At 53.7% G+C, this 19,501-nt stretch carries 23 protein-coding genes and 3 tRNA genes; 19 read left to right on the top strand and 7 right to left on the bottom strand.

Annotated elements, in window-relative coordinates; translation table 11 throughout:
• Nucleotides 1–21 precede the first annotated feature (21 nt).
• The 6 genes from B9K09_RS10035 to B9K09_RS10010 are packed head-to-tail and all read left to right on the top strand — an operon-like array spanning nucleotide 22 to nucleotide 6,343.
• A complete protein-coding gene (locus B9K09_RS10035; RefSeq protein WP_087516670.1) occupies nucleotides 22–330 on the top strand; it encodes a phage tail assembly protein in 309 nt (102 codons plus the stop codon).
• Nucleotides 258–473, top strand: coding sequence for a GpE family phage tail protein (locus B9K09_RS22940; RefSeq protein ID WP_371917441.1), 216 nt, complete (start codon nucleotides 258–260; stop codon nucleotides 471–473). Before B9K09_RS10035 ends, B9K09_RS22940 begins: the two co-directional genes overlap by 73 nt.
• Entirely contained in the window at nucleotides 451–3,009 is a 2,559-nt protein-coding gene (locus tag B9K09_RS10025) for a phage tail tape measure protein (protein ID WP_087516668.1), read from the top strand. The genes B9K09_RS22940 and B9K09_RS10025 overlap by 23 nt, the downstream gene beginning before the upstream one ends.
• Nucleotides 3,010–3,021: 12 nt before the next feature.
• A complete protein-coding gene (locus tag B9K09_RS10020; protein WP_087516667.1) occupies nucleotides 3,022–3,453 on the top strand; it encodes a phage tail protein in 432 nt (143 codons plus the stop codon).
• A complete protein-coding gene (locus B9K09_RS10015) occupies nucleotides 3,450–4,697 on the top strand; it encodes a phage late control D family protein (protein ID WP_087516666.1) in 1,248 nt (415 codons plus the stop codon). The genes B9K09_RS10020 and B9K09_RS10015 overlap by 4 nt, the downstream gene beginning before the upstream one ends.
• Nucleotides 4,698–4,756: 59 nt before the next feature.
• A complete protein-coding gene (locus B9K09_RS10010; protein ID WP_087516665.1) occupies nucleotides 4,757–6,343 on the top strand; it encodes a hypothetical protein in 1,587 nt (528 codons plus the stop codon).
• 37 nt (nucleotides 6,344–6,380) lie between these two features.
• Here B9K09_RS10010 and B9K09_RS10005 read toward each other — a convergent pair whose 3' ends face one another.
• The 3 genes from B9K09_RS10005 to B9K09_RS09995 form a co-directional block, all read right to left on the bottom strand.
• Complete coding sequence (locus B9K09_RS10005) at nucleotides 6,381–6,563, bottom strand: hypothetical protein (protein WP_087516664.1); 183 nt, start codon at nucleotides 6,561–6,563, stop codon at nucleotides 6,381–6,383.
• 142 nt (nucleotides 6,564–6,705) lie between these two features.
• Nucleotides 6,706–7,047, bottom strand: coding sequence for a DUF2511 domain-containing protein (locus B9K09_RS10000; RefSeq protein ID WP_087516663.1), 342 nt, complete (start codon nucleotides 7,045–7,047; stop codon nucleotides 6,706–6,708).
• A 15-nt stretch (nucleotides 7,048–7,062) separates the two neighbouring features.
• Nucleotides 7,063–7,395 (bottom strand): helix-turn-helix domain-containing protein, encoded by a 333-nt coding sequence (locus B9K09_RS09995; protein WP_087516662.1) that lies wholly within the window; start codon nucleotides 7,393–7,395, stop codon nucleotides 7,063–7,065.
• Between the two features lie 80 nt (nucleotides 7,396–7,475).
• Between B9K09_RS09995 and B9K09_RS09990 the strand changes: the two genes are divergently transcribed.
• The 12 genes from B9K09_RS09990 to B9K09_RS09940 all read left to right on the top strand — a co-directional run bounded on the left by B9K09_RS09990 (nucleotide 7,476) and on the right by B9K09_RS09940 (nucleotide 16,030).
• Nucleotides 7,476–7,676 carry a DNA-binding protein gene (locus tag B9K09_RS09990; RefSeq protein WP_087516661.1) on the top strand — a complete coding sequence of 67 codons (201 nt, stop codon included), beginning with the start codon at nucleotides 7,476–7,478 and terminating at the stop codon, nucleotides 7,674–7,676.
• A 29-nt stretch (nucleotides 7,677–7,705) separates the two neighbouring features.
• Entirely contained in the window at nucleotides 7,706–8,176 is a 471-nt protein-coding gene (locus tag B9K09_RS09985; protein WP_087516660.1) for a YmfL family putative regulatory protein, read from the top strand.
• Nucleotides 8,173–8,445: an ogr/Delta-like zinc finger family protein gene (locus B9K09_RS09980; RefSeq protein ID WP_087516659.1), complete on the top strand. Its 273-nt coding sequence runs from the start codon at nucleotides 8,173–8,175 to the stop codon at nucleotides 8,443–8,445. The genes B9K09_RS09985 and B9K09_RS09980 overlap by 4 nt, the downstream gene beginning before the upstream one ends.
• Before the next feature lie 2 nt (nucleotides 8,446–8,447).
• Nucleotides 8,448–8,813: a hypothetical protein gene (locus B9K09_RS09975; protein ID WP_087516658.1), complete on the top strand. Its 366-nt coding sequence runs from the start codon at nucleotides 8,448–8,450 to the stop codon at nucleotides 8,811–8,813.
• 66 nt (nucleotides 8,814–8,879) lie between these two features.
• Nucleotides 8,880–9,137 (top strand): hypothetical protein, encoded by a 258-nt coding sequence (locus tag B9K09_RS09970; RefSeq protein ID WP_087516657.1) that lies wholly within the window; start codon nucleotides 8,880–8,882, stop codon nucleotides 9,135–9,137.
• Entirely contained in the window at nucleotides 9,122–11,938 is a 2,817-nt protein-coding gene (locus tag B9K09_RS09965) for a toprim domain-containing protein (RefSeq protein ID WP_087516656.1), read from the top strand. The genes B9K09_RS09970 and B9K09_RS09965 overlap by 16 nt, the downstream gene beginning before the upstream one ends.
• A 50-nt stretch (nucleotides 11,939–11,988) precedes the next feature.
• Nucleotides 11,989–12,129, top strand: coding sequence for a hypothetical protein (locus B9K09_RS22675; RefSeq protein WP_177408657.1), 141 nt, complete (start codon nucleotides 11,989–11,991; stop codon nucleotides 12,127–12,129).
• 56 nt (nucleotides 12,130–12,185) lie between these two features.
• The gene (locus B9K09_RS09960) at nucleotides 12,186–12,548 is read left to right on the top strand and encodes a hypothetical protein (protein ID WP_087516655.1); all 363 of its coding nucleotides are present in this window, start codon (nucleotides 12,186–12,188) and stop codon (nucleotides 12,546–12,548) included.
• A 77-nt stretch (nucleotides 12,549–12,625) separates the two neighbouring features.
• Entirely contained in the window at nucleotides 12,626–12,868 is a 243-nt protein-coding gene (locus tag B9K09_RS09955) for a hypothetical protein (RefSeq protein ID WP_087516654.1), read from the top strand.
• Entirely contained in the window at nucleotides 12,858–13,070 is a 213-nt protein-coding gene (locus B9K09_RS09950; protein ID WP_087516653.1) for a hypothetical protein, read from the top strand. The genes B9K09_RS09955 and B9K09_RS09950 overlap by 11 nt, the downstream gene beginning before the upstream one ends.
• On the top strand, nucleotides 13,067–14,755 hold the full coding sequence (locus B9K09_RS09945; protein WP_256574283.1) for a DNA cytosine methyltransferase: 1,689 nt from the start codon (nucleotides 13,067–13,069) through the stop codon (nucleotides 14,753–14,755). Before B9K09_RS09950 ends, B9K09_RS09945 begins: the two co-directional genes overlap by 4 nt.
• A gap of 108 nt (nucleotides 14,756–14,863) precedes the next feature.
• The gene (locus B9K09_RS09940; RefSeq protein WP_087516652.1) at nucleotides 14,864–16,030 is read left to right on the top strand and encodes an Arm DNA-binding domain-containing protein; all 1,167 of its coding nucleotides are present in this window, start codon (nucleotides 14,864–14,866) and stop codon (nucleotides 16,028–16,030) included.
• A 132-nt stretch (nucleotides 16,031–16,162) separates the two neighbouring features.
• Here the strand turns inward: B9K09_RS09940 and B9K09_RS09935 are convergent.
• The 3 genes from B9K09_RS09935 to B9K09_RS09925 form a co-directional block, all read right to left on the bottom strand.
• A tRNA-Leu gene (locus tag B9K09_RS09935) sits at nucleotides 16,163–16,247 on the bottom strand.
• Between the two features lie 59 nt (nucleotides 16,248–16,306).
• Nucleotides 16,307–16,382 (bottom strand) — tRNA-His (locus B9K09_RS09930).
• 31 nt (nucleotides 16,383–16,413) lie between these two features.
• Nucleotides 16,414–16,490: transfer RNA gene (locus B9K09_RS09925), tRNA-Arg, on the bottom strand.
• A gap of 278 nt (nucleotides 16,491–16,768) precedes the next feature.
• Here B9K09_RS09925 and folD point away from each other — a divergent pair.
• Entirely contained in the window at nucleotides 16,769–17,623 is an 855-nt protein-coding gene (folD, locus tag B9K09_RS09920) for a bifunctional methylenetetrahydrofolate dehydrogenase/methenyltetrahydrofolate cyclohydrolase FolD (protein WP_087516651.1), read from the top strand.
• Between the two features lie 89 nt (nucleotides 17,624–17,712).
• On the opposite strand, the gene B9K09_RS09915 is transcribed toward folD, so the two are convergent.
• Nucleotides 17,713–19,455 (bottom strand): ABC transporter substrate-binding protein, encoded by a 1,743-nt coding sequence (locus B9K09_RS09915; protein WP_087516650.1) that lies wholly within the window; start codon nucleotides 19,453–19,455, stop codon nucleotides 17,713–17,715.
• Nucleotides 19,456–19,501: the final 46 nt, after the last annotated feature.

Here is a 19,501-nt window from a genome sequence, read left to right as displayed (position 1 = left end):
ATACCCAAAGGAGCCACACCCATGAGCAAGCCCGAATACAGCGCCCCCATTGAACTGGTCAATGTCATTACCCGTGGCACCCAAAAAACCAAATCGATCACCCTGCGCAAACCCGGCTCTGGAGAACTTCGCGGCCTACGCCTGAGTGACTTGTTGCAAGGCGATGTCAACGCCGTTATCCGCGTGGTACCGCGCATCAGCGAGCCAAGTCTCACCGAGCAAGAAGTCTCCGCCATGGATGTTTACAACCTCACCGAATGTGCGGATGCCATTGCCGTTTTTTTGCAAGTGAAGGGCACGCCTGCGAAAGCGGACTCCCCCGAGGCGTAGACGACGCAATGGCAGACATTGCCCTGGTGTTCCACTGGGCACCAGAGCACATGAACCACATGTCGTTAACCGAACTGATTGAATGGCGCGAGCGCGCCCGAGAACGCTGGGAGCTAATGCATGGCGCGCGATCTAACCCTTAAAGTCACACTGCAGGCCTTAAATCGCGTAACCGGCCCGTTCCGCAGCATCAGTCAGCAAGCCCAGCGCACTGGCCAAGCCATGCGCGACACCACTACACGGTTAAAAGCTCTCAACGCCACTCAAAAACAAATAGGTGAGTTCCGCGAACTACGCGCTGGGCTCACCTCTACCCGCACCCAGCTCGATGCAGCGCGCAAGCGTACCCAACTGCTGGGTCGTCAACTGGCGCAAACTAGCAACCCGTCACGCGCATTACGCCGAGAATTTGAACAGTCACGTCAAGCCCTTAAACAGCTTGGCCAACAAGAAACTGAGCAGAGCAGAAAGCTCCAACAGCTACGCGCAACCCTGCGCGAAACGGGGGTTAATACCCGGCAGCTAGGCGATTCTGAGCGCCGTTTGCGCGAGGAAATCCGCAGCAGCAACAGTCAGCTTGAGCAGCAACGCAGGCGCATGCAGCAGCTCACCCGCCAGCAAGAACGTCTGACCCGCGCCCAACAACAATACAGCCGCACCCAACAGATGGCCGGTAGCATGGCTGGCAGCGGTGCAGCTGGGCTGGCCACCGGCAGTGCCATTCTCTACAGCGGCGCACGCATGCTCGCACCGGGTGTTGAGTTCGACGCCAGTATGAGCAAGGTGCAAGCCCTCACTAGGCTTGATAAACAATCACCCGAGCTCAAAGCCCTGCGTGAACAAGCCCGTCAGCTTGGCAGCAGCACCCAATTTACCGCTGTCGAAGCCGCCAACGCGCAAGGCTTTCTCGGTATGGCAGGCTTTAAACCGCAAGCCATTCAGGACGCCATGCCCGGTATGCTCGATCTGGCCAAAGCCGGTGACAGTGACCTCGCACAAACCGCAGACATCGCCTCTAACATCCTCACCGGCTTCAACTTGCAGGCCAAAGAAACAGGCCGCTTAGGCGATGTATTGGTGGGCACCTTCACCCGCTCCAATACCAACCTGCAGATGCTGGGCGAAACCATGAAATATGTCGCGCCAGTGGCCTCAAGCGTGGGCCAAGACATTGAAACCGTCGCGGCCATGGCCGGTAAGTTAGGTGATGCAGGCATTCAAGGCAGCATGGGCGGTACCGCATTGCGGGCCATCATCAGCCGCCTATCGGCGCCACCAAAGATGGCAGCTAAAGCCCTAAACCAACTCGGCATCAGCGCCAAAGACGCCCAGGGCAACCTGCGTGATATGCCAACCGTTCTGCAGGAGATTTACGACAAAACCAAAAACATGGGTGATGCCGACCGCGCTGGCTTGCTCAAGGGAATTGCGGGTGAAGAAGCAGTCAGTGGCTTGCAAGTCCTAGTTAAACAAGCCGGTACCGGTGAGCTGCAAAAATTCATCAGCACGCTACGCGAAACCCGAGGCGAAGCGACCCTAACCGCGAAAGTCATGGGCGACAACCTCAAGGGCGATATCATCGCGCTAGGCAGTGCTTGGTCAAACTTAGGTATTGAAATCCAAACACAACAAGACGGACCTTTCCGGCAGTTGACGCAATCCATCACAGGTGTCATTGGTGGGATTACCAAGTGGGCAGCTGAAAACCCAAAGCTAGCCAGTGGACTCGTTAAAACAGCCGCAGGCCTTGGTTTGGTAATGGCCGTTATGGGTGGCCTCACACTAGCCATGGCCAGCATACTCGGCCCGTTCGCTATGGTGCGTTATGGCCTCATGCTGTTCGGCATCCGCAGTGCTGGCCTGTTGTCGCCGCTGCAAGCCCTTGGCCGCACCGCTTTGCCCTTAGTCGCCAAGGGCATCATGCTGATTGGCCGTGCGCTGCTACTCAATCCAATTGGGCTGGCCATCACCGCTATTGCCGGTGGCGCCTACCTGATTTACCGCAACTGGGACACCGTAGGCCCCTATTTCAAAGGCCTCTGGGCCGAGCTTAAACAAGGCTTTAGCGGTGGGCTGGGAGACATGGCCACAACCATTCTTAATTTCAGCCCCGTAGGTTTGTTTTACCGTGCTTTCTCGGGCGTTATGAACTACTTCGGCGCGGAGCTACCGGCAAAATTCAGCGACTTTGGCGGCATGCTGATCGACGGCCTGGTCAGCGGTATTACTGGTGCCTTAGGCAAAGTTAAAACGGCTATCACCGGTGCCGGTGAGTCAACCATCGGCTGGTTTAAAGACAAGCTCGGCATTCACAGCCCATCAAAGGTATTTGCTGAGCTCGGTGGCCACACCATGGCCGGGCTCAGCCAAGGCATCGACAACAATGGGCGCGGCCCGCTGGCCAGCATCAACCGCCTCGGCAAGCAAATGGCGGTGGCAGGTGCACTGACCATGGGTATCAACACCGGTAGCGCTGTAGCGTTAGACAGCCGCCCACCGCTGGCCGCAACTAATGCACGCACGCCCATCACAGTTGCCGGTGACACCATTGAAATCAACATCCACGCAACGCCCGGCACTGACACCGCAGGCTTAGAAAGGATGCTCAACAAACTGCTCGATGAGCGTGAACGCAACAAAGCGGCGCGTGTGCGCAGCTCATTGTTCGACACGGACTGAGGATAACACCAGATGATGATGAGCCTCGGCATGTTCGTATTCGGCATGCAAACCCTCGCCTATCAAGAGTTTCAGCGCCAAACCGACTGGCGACACAACAGCACTTCACGCATCGGCGCACGCCCTGCCCGGCAATTTCTTGGCCCTGGTGATGACACCATTACCCTGCCCGGCGTGCTGCTGCCTGAGATTGCAGGTAAAACCGTCAGCCTCAACGCCCTACGCATCATGGCTGACACCGGCAAAGCATGGCCGCTGATCGAAGGCACCGGGCGCATCTATGGCATTTATGTGATCGAATCAATGAGCGAAACCAAAACCTTGTTTTTTGAAGACGGTGCCACCCGGCGCATTGAGTTCTCAATCAAACTGGTACGTGTCGATGAAGGCCGCATTGATCTACTCGGCAGTGTACTGGGCAACATTGGCGACATACTGCGATGATCGAGCAAGCCATAGGCGAATTGCGCAGCCAAGCCGACCAACTGCGCCAAAACCTCAGCTACCCCACACCCGCCATCCGCGTTGTGGTCGATGGCAACGACATCACCGCCCGCGTCAAAGCGCGCTTAATCAGCGCCACACTCACCGACAACCGAGGGTTGGAAGCCGACACGCTAGATATAAGCCTGAGCGACCACGATGGCTTGCTCGCCATCCCGCCACGCGGTGCGGTTGTTCGCTTATGCCTCGGCTGGAGTGACACCGGGCTGATAGACAAAGGCACTTACACAGTGGATGAAGTCGAACACAGCGGTGCACCCGACGTACTCAACATCCGCGCCCGCAGTGCAGACATGCGCGAAGGCCTGGCACGCAAGCGCGAGCGCAGCTGGCATCAGCAAACCCTAGGGCAAATCATCAGCGCCATTGCAGCTGAATACGCCCTGCAGCCGTTGATTGAAGTGGCGCTGGCCGCAATAGGTTTGCCGCACCTGGACCAAACCGCAGAGAGCGACCTGAACCTGCTCACCCGCCTGGCACATGACAACGACGCGATCGCCAGTGTTAAAGCAGGCCGCTTATTGTTCCTGCCCACCGGCGCCAGCGCCTCGGCCAGCGGCTTAGCGTTACCGCACATCGCGCTTACTCGCAAAGATGGTGATCAACATCGCTATCTGGCAGCAGACCGCAACAGCTACAGCGGCGCCAGAGCCTATTACTACCAAACCAACAGCGCCCAGCGTCTGGAGGCCATTGCCGGTACCGACGACAACGCCAAAACCCTGCGCCACACTTACACCGACCGCGACAGCGCCTTGCGCGCCGCGAAAGCAGAATTGCAACGCCTGCAACGCGGCAGCGCCACGCTCAGTTACACATTGGCCCGAGGCCGAGCCGATCTAATCCCTGAGCTCACCTACAGTCTCACCGGCATCAAGCCTGATATCAGCTCCATTGTTTGGGTGGGCAGCAACGTCACCCACACGTTCAGCAGTGAGGCCTACACCACAAGCCTCGAACTTGAGTCGCAGTTGCCCGATGACGATGCCCTGGTCAGTGAGGCGTCCGGCAATTACACCGGCGTGTTGGCGTGGTACAGAGAGGGGAAAACAGGCGTTCAAAAAAAAATAACAGTGGGTGACCAAACTACACCAAAGCGTCTAACTCACTTGTATGCAAGTAAGGTGAGTGCACAGCGGGCAATTAATCGATTTTGTCAAGACAACAAGCAAAATTTTCAGTAATCTATCATTATATTTTAATTATTTAATACGATGTGACTATCTATAAAAAGGAATGCATTTTGAGTGAAAAACAATATCAGGAGAAGCTGAAATCAGTTAGATCTTCACTAAGTTGCTTTACTCAAAAGTCAATTTTTGAGGCGGCAGCCAGACAACTTCAAGGAAAATCGTCAAATAATATTGATTTTGTAAAAAAAATGCCTTGGATAGCAATGTTTATTGTAAAGCAATCACTATTAGGAAATGAAGGGCCACGAATAGTATCTGACATCGAGTTTTATAACATTGCAAATGACGTTTATAAAATGCAGCTCTCTGCGTCAAACCTAGAAGAAGGATCTGTAGATTTAAAGTTACGAGCGATGTGCATGCAACAACTTTGGTATCAACAAAATTTTACTCAAGGTCTTTTATCAATATTTCGGCAAAGTAATTTTTTCTCAAAAAAAGATTCCTTCTACAGCCAAGAGTTTGAAAATGATACAGGACTAAGCCTTCGAAGCTTTTATATAATAACGCTTTACCTTTTAGTAATAGTCAGATCCATTAAAAACTCTCACATAGTGGAGATTAACTTATATTCATTAATTTATAATCTCTGCCCTAAAGTTCCTCCAAACCATATCGTCTCATATCTAATGCTGACTACGGTTAAAACAGAACATCTATCTATATTTATGGAAAAATACAGACTAGATGACTCTCCCCAAAGTGAGTATTTCCAAGAAACCCCATTTAAGCACAAGCCAATGATTCTCAGTGGTGAAATACTGTATGTATTTAACTCATCCATATTTGAGGTCGGTATTACGTCTCTTGTCCCAAGTCGCCTTAAGAAAAACGTACCGAAATTTAAGAACTATTTCGGAAAGCTTTTCGAGGGCTATATAAACGAGCTACTAGACTCGTCAGGATTGGAATATTGGAACGAAGAACAAATAAAGCAGTTTTATAAAGAAAACAGCATCAATGGTAAGGTTGTCGATTTTCTATTTTTCGGTAACGACGGCGACATTGGCTTGATAGAATGCAAAGCAGTTGAGCCTAACGATATAATAAAAGCTTCTTTTGACCCTGAGATTCTCAAAAAATCTTTACAGAATAGTTTTATCGGGGCACTGGAGCAAGGAAGTGCATGTGCAAATTTGCTATCTAAAACTGAGAAATTTAAAGATGCGCAGTTTAGACTCGCAACTATTACGCACGAAGAGCACGCGATCGTAAGTGGACAATTTGTAGCCGAGCATATAGACACAAACCTTCAAGAACGACTAAACAATAACTACAGACCTTCCACGCTAAAACTTGAAAACGCACTTTATTTGACAATCGCAGATTTCGAAACACTAATAGCTGCGCAAAAGTCAAATACTTACGACTTAAATTTATTCTTAAAAGAATGCAGTAAAGACCAACTTAACCCCTCAACAAAAAGAATGATGACCAAGCAATTCGTAGACGAAAAATTACCGCCAAGAGTCTACGAAACAACTGCCATACATGAAGAGATGGATAGTTATCTTGACGAACTAGAGATAATATTCACAAGCAACAAAAGATATTGGCAAGAAAAAGTAAACTCTTTAATTGAGTCACGACTTCAATTAGTAGATTTACTTAATAAAAACCTTACCCCCTATTTATAAGTGTGAGCGCCCCCAGTCGTAAGCTAGGGGCGCATAATCATTCAGGCTTCATACTCACAGCCAATACCTGTATCGCATGCCGCAACACATCTTGATCCTGCGGCTGTAGCTCACGGTAAAACTTTAGCAGCAGGCGTTCATTCACCGTCAGTCTTTCCATTGTTGGCTGCACAACCGAATCCGTTGGTTGAGTACCTGCAGCCTCAAGAACCTCCTTCATCTTGCATACTCCGCTAGTGATATTGAAATTTGACCTTACAGCCAATTTTCAATATGCAACCCCATCTAGCATGCTGCTTATGGCCAATTGCAATCAGCAAATAAAAACCCGCACTCGGCGGGCTTTAGTCTTACGGATGGCTCTACTTGCAGAGTGTTAGTCCTTGTTCAATCACCCGACTGACACTGACCTTTGCCCCCGGATTATCAGGATCATCACGCCAGACATTTGCCAATGGCTCAAGAGCCAACTGACGGGCATTGCCACTTGCGGCGCCATTAACTGGATACGTAACCCCAGTCTCAACATCAGACACCACAACCGCACTCCCCTGTAGGCACATCAAGTGCATTTCTTCTACGGTGAATGGCCATGCTTTGCCGTAATCCTCGGCGCTAATCAACTCAATATTTGCCGTTGCATATGTAGTCGCAGCCAAGCAGACGGCGACCAGCGCACTTCTCAATACTCCTTTAACTCTCATCTTGCAGTCCTTTGATTATTTACTTTTGGGTTGCGTGGCCAGAGCGTTAACCATACGCCCAATGGTGTCACGCTCTGCTTCGGATAATGCTCGATAGTCATGAACAAACGCGGCCTCAATGGCAGTGATACTTGAAGAATCACTCGGTGTACGCGTACCTGTCACCACATACAAAACATCAACACCAGCATCTGCGACCGCAGCTAAGTAGTCCGCACCAGGGAAACGATCACCACTCTCATACTTACCCTGAGCATTAGCCTTAACCCCCCCAAGCTCACCAAAAACAGCTTGAGATAAGCGCAGGCGCTCTCTTTCTTCTCTAAGCCGGTCACCAATTCCACTCATTTGAATAGATAATCCTGTTGACACCACTCGAACGAATGGTATTCTGTTGTCAATTAAACGCTTTTGAATGGATTTGAATCATGCACGCGACACGCACCCCGGCACAAGCAAAGGCTTGGCTAGATTCGCTAGGCATCACAATCAAAGACTTCGCCGACAACCACGGCCTTGATCCGGCAACGACTTATCAAGTTTTAGCAGGCACCAAAAAGGGTAAGCGCGGTGAGGCCCATAAAGCTGCTGTTTTGCTCGGCATCAAAGACGGCGTAGTTGCACAGTAGTGCAGCTGTCACAAGGGAGAAACGAGAACATGCACCGCCCAATCCTCGACAGCCGCCGCAAAGTCATCAGCGCCATCATTCACGCTTACCCCGGGGGGCGTGAAGGTGCGGCCGCACTGCTCGGTTTGGAGCTCAAGAAATTTGACAACCAAGCCTATGAAAGCACAGGGCATCGCCCGCTTTCAGATGACCAACTGCACGCGCTTGAACAAGTCACCAACACCAGCCACCTGCCCGACTACATGAGTGGCCTTTATGGCGGTGTGTTCGTCAAGCAGGCAGATGCAGAACAACTGGACAACCTTGACCTGTACACACGCGGCATGGCCACGGCCATTAAACGCGGCGCGGTCGATAGCTTGATTGCTAAGGCTCTGGCTGATGGCGTCATTGACGAGGCAGAGCTGGCTGAAATTGTCCACGCGCACCGTCAACACATTGCTGCACGTCACTCCGAGGTAGATGCAGTAATTACCCTACACCGGAGGCCTCAAAAGTGAGCACTTATAAGCTGGTTTGTCCGCACTGCAAAGGTTCCATTCGTATTCGCACCAGTGAAGGCCAGCACATATGCCTGCGTACCGCTTACCTGCAATGCACCAATGAAGCCTGCGGCGCCACCTTCCGGGCTCAGTTTGAAATCACCCACCAAATGAGCCCATCAGGCATGCCAAACCCACAGGTACAGCTGCCAGCGGCACCAACGTCGATACGTCGCGAAGCCATGCGTAACGACAACGAAACTCAGCTTGATTTGCTGGAGGCATGAACATGAATGAGCAACCGATTGCACTGAATGACTACCGCAGCACCATGCAGCACGCTGCGCTTTGCTTCTTGCAAAACCATCAAGCCGAGCACCTGAGCGGTGATACCAAGCTCACTGACCGTGCCGTACAGCACTTGATTCAAGTGCTCGATGTGCCGGTGTTCTTGGCCGCTGAACTGGTGCAACAAGCGCTCGATCAGTTGCACAAAAGCAGCAAAGCCCAGCGCATCGCCATTACAGCTCGCATGGACGCGTTGTCTGTTCTCATCACCGACAACCTCACCGGCGACGTTGCTTTAATCCCGCGCCGAATCTTGCCTGAGCGCTTTCTCGCTGTTGCTTACAGCCACGTAACACCCAACCACTAAACCCGTTTTCACCCAGCCCACGCTGTGGGTATGGGGATGTTTTGCCCGTAATCCGAGGAGGTAGTCATGCAAACAGCCGTCGCAATTCAAATTGATCTGCCCAAATCGGTGGCTGAGGCGTGGCTGGCTGACCTGCGCAGCGAGTTACGTCGCGCAATGGCAGAGCACTGGTATGACGATCGCTATCGCTCAGTGCCGGACTTCCAGCGCACTAACCGCATTCTCGATGACTACCCGGCACTTGCGGGCCACAAACGCACCATCGGCGCCCTAAAAGCCGCCCTCAAATCGACCGATCAAGGCCAATCATGCACGACCAACTAAGGGCCGAAGTTCTCACCCGCCTGCACCGCGACTATGGCCTCACGCATATCGCAGGCACTAACTATCTGCGCAAGGGCACCTGCCCGGTATGCAGCAAAAAAGAGCTGTACAGCTTCTTTGATAAACCATGGATGCTGCATTGCGGGCGGCTCAGCAAGTGCGGTTCGCAGATCCATGTTAAAGACGTATACGCCGACCTGTTCAACGATTGGAGCGAGCGCGCACCTGTAACCAGCGACAACCCGACAGCAACAGCCCGCGCCTACCTTGAGTTTGCACGTGGCTTTCGCTTAGAGCTGCTTGACGGGCTGTTCACACAAGAGCAGTTCTGGTGCCGCGACATTAACGAAGGCAGCGCCACGGTGCGCTTTGCGTTGCCTAAAGGCGGTTATTGGGAGCGCCTTATTGACCGCCCCGAGCGCTTTGGCAAACAGAAAGCACGCTTCAAACCGGGCACCAGTTACAAAGGTCATTGGTGGTGCTCACCACAGGTCGATTTAGCCGCGGTTAGTGAGCTGTGGATTGTTGAAGGCATCTTTGATGCCGTGGCCCTGCAGCACCATGGCTTTACCGCCGTTGCAGCCATGAGCTCTGGCAACCTACCTGATGAATCGCTCAAACAACTAATCAAAGACCGCAGCGCCGCAGGCAAGCGCTTGCCACGTTTGGTATGGGCATTAGACAACGAACCCAGCGGCCACCGTTTCACCCGTAAATTTGTAAAGGCAGCACGCGAGCTGGGCTTTACCTGTGAGGCAGCGCAGATACCTCAGCGTAATGGCCGCAAAGTCGATTGGAACGACCTACATCAGCGCTGGGTGTTTATCGAAGATGCCGCCAAACGCTCTGATCGCGTTGCCGCTGACCTCAAAGAAGCCCGCCACCACGGCGCGTTGTTGATTGCTGAGAGCCCCGGCGAGAAGGCTTTGATCATGTACGAATGGCAGAAACGCGCCGAGTTTCACTTTGGTTTTAACAGTCGCTTGTACTGGTTCAAGCTCGACCTGGAGAAGTTCAACAAGGCCATGACCGCGCTGGAAGACAGCGAAGATCACGATGACCAACAGCTCAATGACCGGCAAATGCGTGAGAAGGCACTGCAAGAATCGGGCTGCACTGCAGAAATCGCCAACTGCTACCCCGAGGCGCTCTACTACCAACGCAACGAGGTAACGGATGAGTCCTGGTACTACCTGCGCGTTGATTTCCCGCACGACGAACCCAGCGTAAAGAACACCTTCACCAGCACCCAACTTGCCGCTGCAAGCGAATTTAAAAAGCGCCTGCTGGGCATGGCTGCGGGCGCAATGTTTACCGGCACCGGGCTACAGCTCGACAAAATCATGAAAGACCAACTCTACGGGATCAAAACAGTGACAACTATCGACTATGTGGGCTACTGCAAAGAGTACAAAAGCTATGTATTTGGCGATGTTGCCGTGCGTGACGGCCAAGTGCTTGAAGTCAATGATGAGGACTATTTCGAGTTCGGCAAGCTGCGTTTAAAAACCCTGCAGAAAGGTGTACGGGTTCACCTTCAACGTAACGACAAAGACTACAACGAAGAATGGCTAAACCTGCTCTGGACTTGCTTTGCAGAGCAAGGCCTGGTCGCCCTCACCTTTTGGTTTGGGTCGCTGTTTGCTGAGCAAGTTCGGGTTAAATATCAATCGTTCCCGTTTTTGGAAGCCACAGGCGAAGCCGGGGCAGGTAAAACGACGCTGCTTAATTTGCTGTGGAAATTGATGGGCCGTGACGGCTATGAAGGCTTCGACCCAATGAAGTCAACCAAAGCGGGCCGTTCACGCTTAATGGGCCAAGTTTCTGGCATGCCAGTGGTGTTTCTTGAGGCCGACCGCCACGGCGATGACAAAAGCCACGCCAAAACATTTGAATGGGATGAACTGAAAGACTTTTATAACGGCGGCACCCTCGCAACCAAAGGCGTGAAAACAGCGGGCAATGAAACCTATGAACCACCGTTTCGCGGCACCATTGCCATCAGCCAGAACGCGGCGGTAGTTGCACACGAAGCGATCATGACTCGCATCTGCAAGCTGCACTTTAAGCGACCAGAAGTAACACCCGCGAGCCGCGCTGCAGCTGCACGCCTGAACATGCTCGACGGAAACACGCTAAGCCACTTTTTGCTATTGGCCGTTAAACAAGAGGCCAAGGTGCTTGAGGTCTTTGAGCAGCGGTTCCCTGAACATGAGCAACGCTTGCGCACCCTAAACAGCAACTGCATCAACTGCGGTACTGATTACCAGGCAGAGCGTGAACAAGCAGCCTGTAGCAAGTGCGGCAACACGCTGCGCGGTTACATCCGCGTTGAACGCATCATCAAAAACCACGCACAACTGCTGGCATTGCTCGACGGCATTCGCTTAGTCGTTGATCTGACAGACGCTCAGGTGAGCAGCACGCAACGCAAAATCATAGCCATGGCCATTGAGCGCCAAGCCTCGATCAGCGCAGACCATCCGCAAATGGCTGAGTTCTGGGAAGTGTACGACTACCTCGAAGGCCTCGATGCTGATGGCCCAGTGGTCAACCACAGCAAAAAAGACGAGCTCATTGCCATCAACCTCAATGAGTTCTGTGAGCGCGCCGCCGAACACCGCCAAAAACTGGCAGATGTAGGCGTACTGCGTGACCTGCTCAAAGAAAGCCGCAGCCGCAAGTTTGTAGACGCCAACCGCGCAGTAGACAGCGCCGTGCGCAGCTATCAAGCGATGAAGCACAACCACAACATCACCAAATCACCCACCGTCAAATGCTGGATATTCAAAGCACAGTAACCCCGTCTGAGCGCGGCAACGCAAAGGCATCGCCCCCAAGGAGAAGCACCATGCAGCACGACCAATACCCTGAGCACGAACCAAGCAGGCGCGAAAAACTGGCCACCTTGGCATGCAGCGCACTGGCCTTATTAGCCCTGATCGCCGTCGCCAACATTGGCCCAGACCTGCTGCTAGGCCTGCTCAAGTAAACAACCCGCCCAGGTGCGGCAACACCTGGGCAACACCGCAAAAAAGGAGAAGCACCATGCAAGCAAACAAGTGCATAACGGACGAACTCAACCGGCTCGCAGTTGAAGAAGCTGAGCGGCCCTACATTCGCGCTGCAGGCGTCGAAGCACTGCGGCGGTTAGTACCGGTAGCACAGCGCGACTCAGGCCAAAGCGGTGTGATCGCCCGCTTTCTGCTCAGCCTTTACAACGGCAGAGCCTATCCATTCTCACTAACCGATTTGCGCGGGATAGACAGCGCCTTATGGGATGACTGCCTGGCAGTGCTGCGCCTAGACCGCAGACCTGAACAAGAGGTGCATCAATACATTGAAAACGGCGATGTGATTTGGGAGGGATTCAAAACGGTTTGGCGTGCCTGGCACACCCAATACAACTGACATCGGCAAAGCCGGAAAGAAGCGGCGTCTGGAGGCGGCAACCCCCAGACGCCAACCGACCCAAAAGGAGAAGCACCATGCAAGCACATCAACCCAAAGGCGGCACCGATAAGGCTACCACAGAGCGCACCCGCCCGCCGATGGCAAGCCACAGGCTTTGCCTACCAAGCATTTGCGACATTTGCGGCAATGCCCGCTCAACACGCAAGCACAGCACCTGCAGTCGCCTACGCCAACAGCGCAAATCAGTCGAATGGGCCGCGCGAATGGCTGAACATGCCGCCGCAAAACTGGCCAAGGGGAAGCGTTATGCTCGCTAAATTACTGGCAAAACTCACTAGTGAGCGCGCTCTCAAGTACTTCTCGCTTTCACTTTTGGTCGTGTTAATCGGCTTCATGGCGGTCATGGAGTATCGCCAGCACCAAGCCATGCTGGCCAGCTACTGCGAACGCCTTCACGCAGGCCAAGACAGCAACTGGCGTGTCCAGCTTGGCTATCAGTGCCCGGAGGTGACGCCGTGAGCATTAATCCATTTACGCGCACCCTCAAGCACTTCCACTTCTGCTGCGGCTTGGGCGGTGGTGCCAAAGGCTTCAATCGAGCCAAGCCTGTGGTTGGCAACATTCAGGCCCAATGGCAATGCTTGGGCAGGATAGACGTTGATCCTGCAGGCCTGCGCGATTTTGAACGCCTCTCTGGCGTACCAGGTACCCTGCTCGATCTGTTCACCCGCGACCAATACACCCGCTTTCACGGTAAAGAACCGCCTACCGGCTGGAGTGAGGCAACACCTGATGATGTGCGCAGCGCTGCGCAAAACGATGACCCCGACGCGGTATTCATCAGCAGCCCCTGCAAAGGCGCGAGCGGTTTGCTATCAGAAACGATGAGTCTTACCCCGAAGTATCAGGCCCTCAATGAACTGACCCTTCGCTGTGTCTGGCTGATGTGTGAGGCTTGGAAGCACAACCCCGTGCCGCTGATCGTCTTTGAGAATGTGCCGCGCCTGGCCACCCGAGGCCGGCATCTGCTGGACCAGATCGGCCAACTGCTGGCCTTTTACGGTTACGCAGTGGCCGAAACTACCCACGACTGCGGGGTAATCGGTGGGCTTGCTCAAAGCCGCAAGCGCTTTCTGCTAGTCGCCAGACACGTCGAGAAGGTGCCGCCCTTCCTATACGAGCCAGAGAAAAAGAGCTTGCGAGCTGTTGGCGACATCCTCGGCCGTATGCCTTTAGCCGGCGATATCGAAACCGCTGGGCCGATGCATCGAGTGCCGGCACTACAGTGGAAAACTTGGGTGCGGCTTGCTCTGGTTGAAGCCGGTAAGGATTGGCGATCGCTTAATAATTTGTCGATCGAGGATGGCTATCTACGAGACTTAATCATCGTGCCCGAGGCCTATAGCGGTTACTTGGGCGTGAATGAATGGGCCGACTCAATGGGTACTGTAGCTGGCCGTTCAAGCCCAACCAATGGTGCGTTTTCAGTCGCAGATCCCCGCGCTCAAGCGGGAGCCCTGCAGTACCAGCAATACGGCGTTCGTCGCTGGGATGCTACCAGCGGCGCAGTGATTGGCGTTAAATCGCCAGGGCAAGGCACTTTCAGCGTCGCCGATCCTCGTGACTCTGGTATCGGTCACGCTAAGTACAACGTAGCTCAGTGGGATGGCATATCACGTACTGTTATCTCAGGTAGCACCACTGGCCAGGGCGCATTTGCAGTCCAAGATCCGCGCCCAGGGATGGCCAAGGTTAAAGGCGACCCATATCTGACAGGCGGCCACTATGGTGTTGTGCAGTGGGATGGCCAGGCCGGTGCAGTATCGGCCAGCGCGCGCCAAGACAATGGCCGGTGGTCTGTTGCAGATCCACGCATGCCGGCAGCAAATGAGCGCCTGACGTGCGTTATCCGAGCACTCGACGGCACTTGGCACCGCCCGTTCACCACTCTGGAATTGGCAGCACTCCAGAGCTTGGTGGAACCTGAGGAACAACTCGAACTGGATGGGCTCAGCGATCAAGCTTGGCGCGAGCGGATTGGAAACGCGGTACCACCATCAGCAGCCGAGGCAATTGCCCACGTAATGGGTACCACCTTGTTGCTGGCCAGCGCCGGCGAAACTTTCATGCTCAGCAATATGCCGGTCTGGGTGCGCCCGGTCGCAGTCGGTCTGAGTGTCAGCCATCCGGAGATGCAGCCATGACCTGGTCAATCTTCAAGAAATAACGATTGATAATTCTCGTCCCGCATCCGGGCCGGGCTTTCACAGCGCCATTACACTGACGCTGTTTTATTTTGCGTGGGGACGCAGATGGCCGATGGAGTTGAAGTGCGCGGTAACCGCGTGCGTGTGTATTTCCGTTATCAGAGCGAACGATGCCGGGAACCTTTCCCAGGTGACGCTACGCCTGAAAACATCGCCCAGGCCGAACGCCTGGTAGGCATGATCAAGTACGAAATCAAGGCAGGTACATTCAGTTATGCACGCCACTTTCCTGACTCGCCCAAGATCAAGACCAATACCTTGGGCCACTACATCGACCTATGGCTCGATATCAAACGAAACGAAATGGCTCCCTCCGGCTTCCGGACTTACAAAAGCAAGATCGAAACTCATATCAGGCCACGCTGGGGTAACAGTCAGGCGGATTCAATCGATCACCTGGACCTACAAACTTGGGTACAGCAGACGTTAATGCCCAAGCTGCACAACAAGACGGTGCGAGAAATCGTCAGCATCCTCCGTCAAGTGTTCGTGATCTACCGCACCCGCAACCGTACCGCTCATGATCCATCGGAGGGCATCGTCGTGAGACTGCCGGATCCGGACGAAGCTGACCCGTTTGATCGTGATGAGATTGCCAAGATTCTCAGCGGAGACGAAACCAAACAGCAGGAACTGAACCTGGCCAAGTTCATGATCTGGGCTGGCCCTCGCGTTTCAGAGGCAATGGCGCTGGCTTGGGATGATGTGGATCTGAAAGCCGGAACAGTAAAGTTTCGACGCTCGCAGGTGCGGGGGCACTACAAGGTGACCAAAACGCGCCGCTCAACCCGTGAGGTACAGCTACTCAAGCCCGCGCTGGAGGCTTTACAGGCTCAGGCGAGGTTCACGGCGAAGCGTGACCCAATAAAAATCGAAGTCACCGACCGCGATAACAAGACGATTAAACGACAAACGGTACGGTTTGTATTCCATAAGTCCACCACAAACGAGGCCTGGACCAGTTCAGACGTGCTGATCAAGACCTGGTGGAGTAAACACCTTGAGGATGTAGGCGTTCGATACCGTGGCCCAAACAACTGCCGCCACACATACGCGAGCCAGATGCTCAGCACCGGGGTTGTGCCACTCGATTGGATTGCAGATCAAATGGGCCACACATCTACCGCCATGATCTGGCGGCACTACGGCAAATGGATCAACAAGGACGGGCCAGACATGATCGGCCTGCTGGACCGTGCGCTACAGCCTTAAACCAAGCCCCAGAAACGAAAAAGGCAGCTCCATTGAGCTGCCTTTTTTGTGCCACTAATTCCCAAAGTGTTCCCAATACGCTCCCATTCGGAGAGCCTTAGAAATTTTTTCCTTTAGAAACAGTACCTTAGATGGTGCGGACGGAGAGACTCGAACTCTCACAGCTTGCGCCGCTGGAACCTAAATCCAGTGTGTCTACCAATTCCACCACGTCCGCAGAACAAGGGTTGAAACGTAAGAGCCAGACATGAATGCCTGGCTCTTACTTCAGCAATATGGGGTGGACGATGGGGATCGAACCCACGACAACAGGAGTCACAATCCTGTGCTCTACCAACTGAGCTACGCCCACCATATAACTAACTTGAGCCAAAGATACCAAATGGTACACCCGGCAGGACTCGAACCTGCGACCATCCGCTTAGAAGGCGGATGCTCTATCCAGCTGAGCTACGGGCGCTTATCCATCTGCAAGCAGACTTCAAGCTTTCGGCATCCTCACAAACACTTACAAGCAAGCAGTTTGTGTGTTTGCCGTCTTACCCAGCGACTGGCTGTGCTCGACAAGCGGGGCGAATGTTAATGGCGGTTTCGATATCCGTCAACACTAAAATCAAAAAAAATCAGTGAGATAAAGGAGTTACACGAATTTCGTGGCTTAGCGCCTTTGCCTCACGCCCGCTCCATGAGAGAATGCGCATCCTTTTTCCACCCTCTCTTATTGGTTAACTACGCGCAATGACCGCACAACTGATTGACGGCAAAGCGATCGCTACCCGCATTCGCCAGCAACTCGCCACACGTGTCGCTGAACGGCGCCAGCAAGGTCTGCGAGCGCCAGGCCTTGCAGTGATCCTGGTTGGTAGCGACCCAGCCTCTCAGGTTTATGTCTCGCACAAACGTAAAGACTGTGAAGAAGTAGGTTTTATCTCGCAGGCCTACGATCTGCCTGCTGACACCAGCCAAGACGCGCTGGCGGAACTGATTGATCAATTAAACGAAGACCCGGCGATCGACGGTATTTTGGTTCAGCTACCACTGCCGGAGCACCTTGAGTCATCGTTGATCCTTGAACGCATCCGCCCAGATAAAGACGTTGACGGCTTCCACCCATACAACATTGGCCGTCTGGCCCAACGTATGCCGCTACTGCGGCCCTGCACGCCAAAAGGCATCATGACCCTGCTCGAAAGCACCGGCGTTGATCTGTATGGCTTGCATGCAGTTGTGGTTGGCGCCTCAAATATCGTCGGTCGACCAATGGCTATGGAGTTGTTACTCGCCGGCTGCACCGTCACCGTGACTCATCGTTTCACCAAAGACCTGGCTCGCCACGTGGGTGACGCAGACTTGCTGGTTGTTGCCGCTGGCAAACCGGGGCTGGTTAAAGGTGAATGGGTTAAACCCGGCGCTATCGTGATTGATGTCGGGATCAACCGCCAGCAAGACGGCAAGCTGATTGGCGATGTGGTCTATGAGACTGCCCTGCCCCGCGCCGGCTGGATTACGCCAGTGCCAGGCGGCGTAGGCCCAATGACCCGCGCAGGCTTGCTGGAAAATACCTTGCATGCGGCAGAGCATCTGCACAAGTAAGCACGGCAGCCAAACAAAAACGGCAGACGCTTAACGTCTGCCGTTTTTGTTTGTGTGAGGCTCAATTAACCTCACGGCCTTGCATTGGCTTACTTACGCGCCTGCTCCCATGATTTCAGCAGGTCGGCGTAGTTGACCGTCTCGCCTTTAGGTTTCTCATTAGCCAGTTTCGGCTTTGGTGCGCCCGGCTGATCCAGCCAGTACTGTGGATCACGCGCCTCGTTGAGCTTAGGCCCGCATTCACCGAGCACATTGGCTCGTTCCAGACGCCCGAGCATGGTGTCCTGAGCTGCTGCCAAACCATCCAGTGCTTCTTGCGGGGTTTTATCGCCACTGGCTGCCTCAGCGATAAACTGCCACCAGAGCTGCGCCAGACGCGGGTAGTCGGGCACATTGGTACCGGTTGGCGTCCACTGCACACGAGCCGGACTGCGGTAGAACTCAACCAGGCCGCCAAGTTTCGGTGCAATGTCAGTCATTGCCTGCGAGTTAATATCCGACTCGCGAATTGGCGTCAGGCCAACCAGGGTCTTTTTCAGCGACACGGTTTTCGAGGTTACGAACTGCGCATATAGCCAAGCGGCCAGACGCTGCTTTTCAGGTGTCGACTTGAGGAACGTCCAAGAGCCGGTGTCTTGATAACCGAGCTTCATGCCCTCTTCCCAGTACGGACCTTTTGGTGAAGGCGCCATCCGCCACTTTGGTGTGCCATCAGCATTAACCACCGGCAAACCAGGCTTGGTCATGTCAGCGGTAAAGGCTGTGTACCAGAAGATTTGCTGAGCGATATTACCCTGCGCTGGCACTGGCCCGGCTTCAGAGAAGGTCATGCCCTGCGCCTCTGGTGGCGCGTACTGACGCAGCCAATCGACGTATTTCTGGGTGGCAAAGACTGCTGCCGGGGCGTTGGTAGCACCGCCACGCGCAACGCTGGAGCCGACTGGGCGGCAACCGTCTACCCGAATGCCCCACTCATCGACCGGCAAACCATTGGGCAATCCTTTGTCGCCGCCGCCCGCCATCGAGAACCAGGCATCGGTGAATCGCCAGCCGAGCGATGGGTCTTTTTTGCCGTAATCCATGTGGCCATAGACTTTCTGACCGTCGATCTCTTTGACATCTTCAGAGAAGAACTTGGCAATGTCTTCATAGGCTGACCAATTGACCGGCACGCCCAACTCATAGCCATACTTTTCTTTGAATTTGGCTTTCAGGTCAGCCCGCTCGAACCAATCAGCGCGAAACCAGTAGAGGTTGGCGAACTGTTGATCGGGCAGTTGGTACAGCTTGCCATCCGGCCCGGTGGTGAACGATATGCCAATAAAATCGGGAAGATCCAGGGTTGGCGAGGTGAAATCCTTGCCTTCGTTGGCAATCATGTCGCTGATCGCCACGGCCTTGCCGTAACGAAAGTGTGTGCCGATCAGGTCAGAGTCGTTGATGTAGCCGTCATAGATGTTTTTGTCTGATTGCATCTGAGTTTGCAGTTTTTCAACCACGTCCCCCTCTTGCATCAGGTCATGAGTCAATTTGATCCCAGTGATTTCACTGAAGGCCTTGGCCAGCACTTTGGATTCATACTCATGCGTGGCGATCGTTTCAGACGCCACGTTAATGGTCATGCCACGAAACGGCTCGGCGGCCTTGATAAACCACTTGAGCTCGGCCAGTTGCTGTTCAGGCGTGAGTGTCGAGGGACTGAACTCACTTGCCATCCATTTTTTTGCCGCATCTTCGTAAGCGTCGGCCCAGGCCGCACCACTTAGTCCGGACAACGCCAGCAAGGCTGCCAGCGCCATGCTATGTCGGGTTTTGTTGTTATTTTCGAACATAGAGACCTCCATCTCAAGGTATTTACTAAAGCCATAGAAAGCCGGT

Source organism: Pseudomonas sp. M30-35 (assembly GCF_002163625.1).
GTDB lineage: Bacteria > Pseudomonadota > Gammaproteobacteria > Pseudomonadales > Pseudomonadaceae > Aquipseudomonas.
Note: the sequence above shows the minus strand (reverse complement) of the source record. Positions and strands in the feature narration are given on the sequence as shown.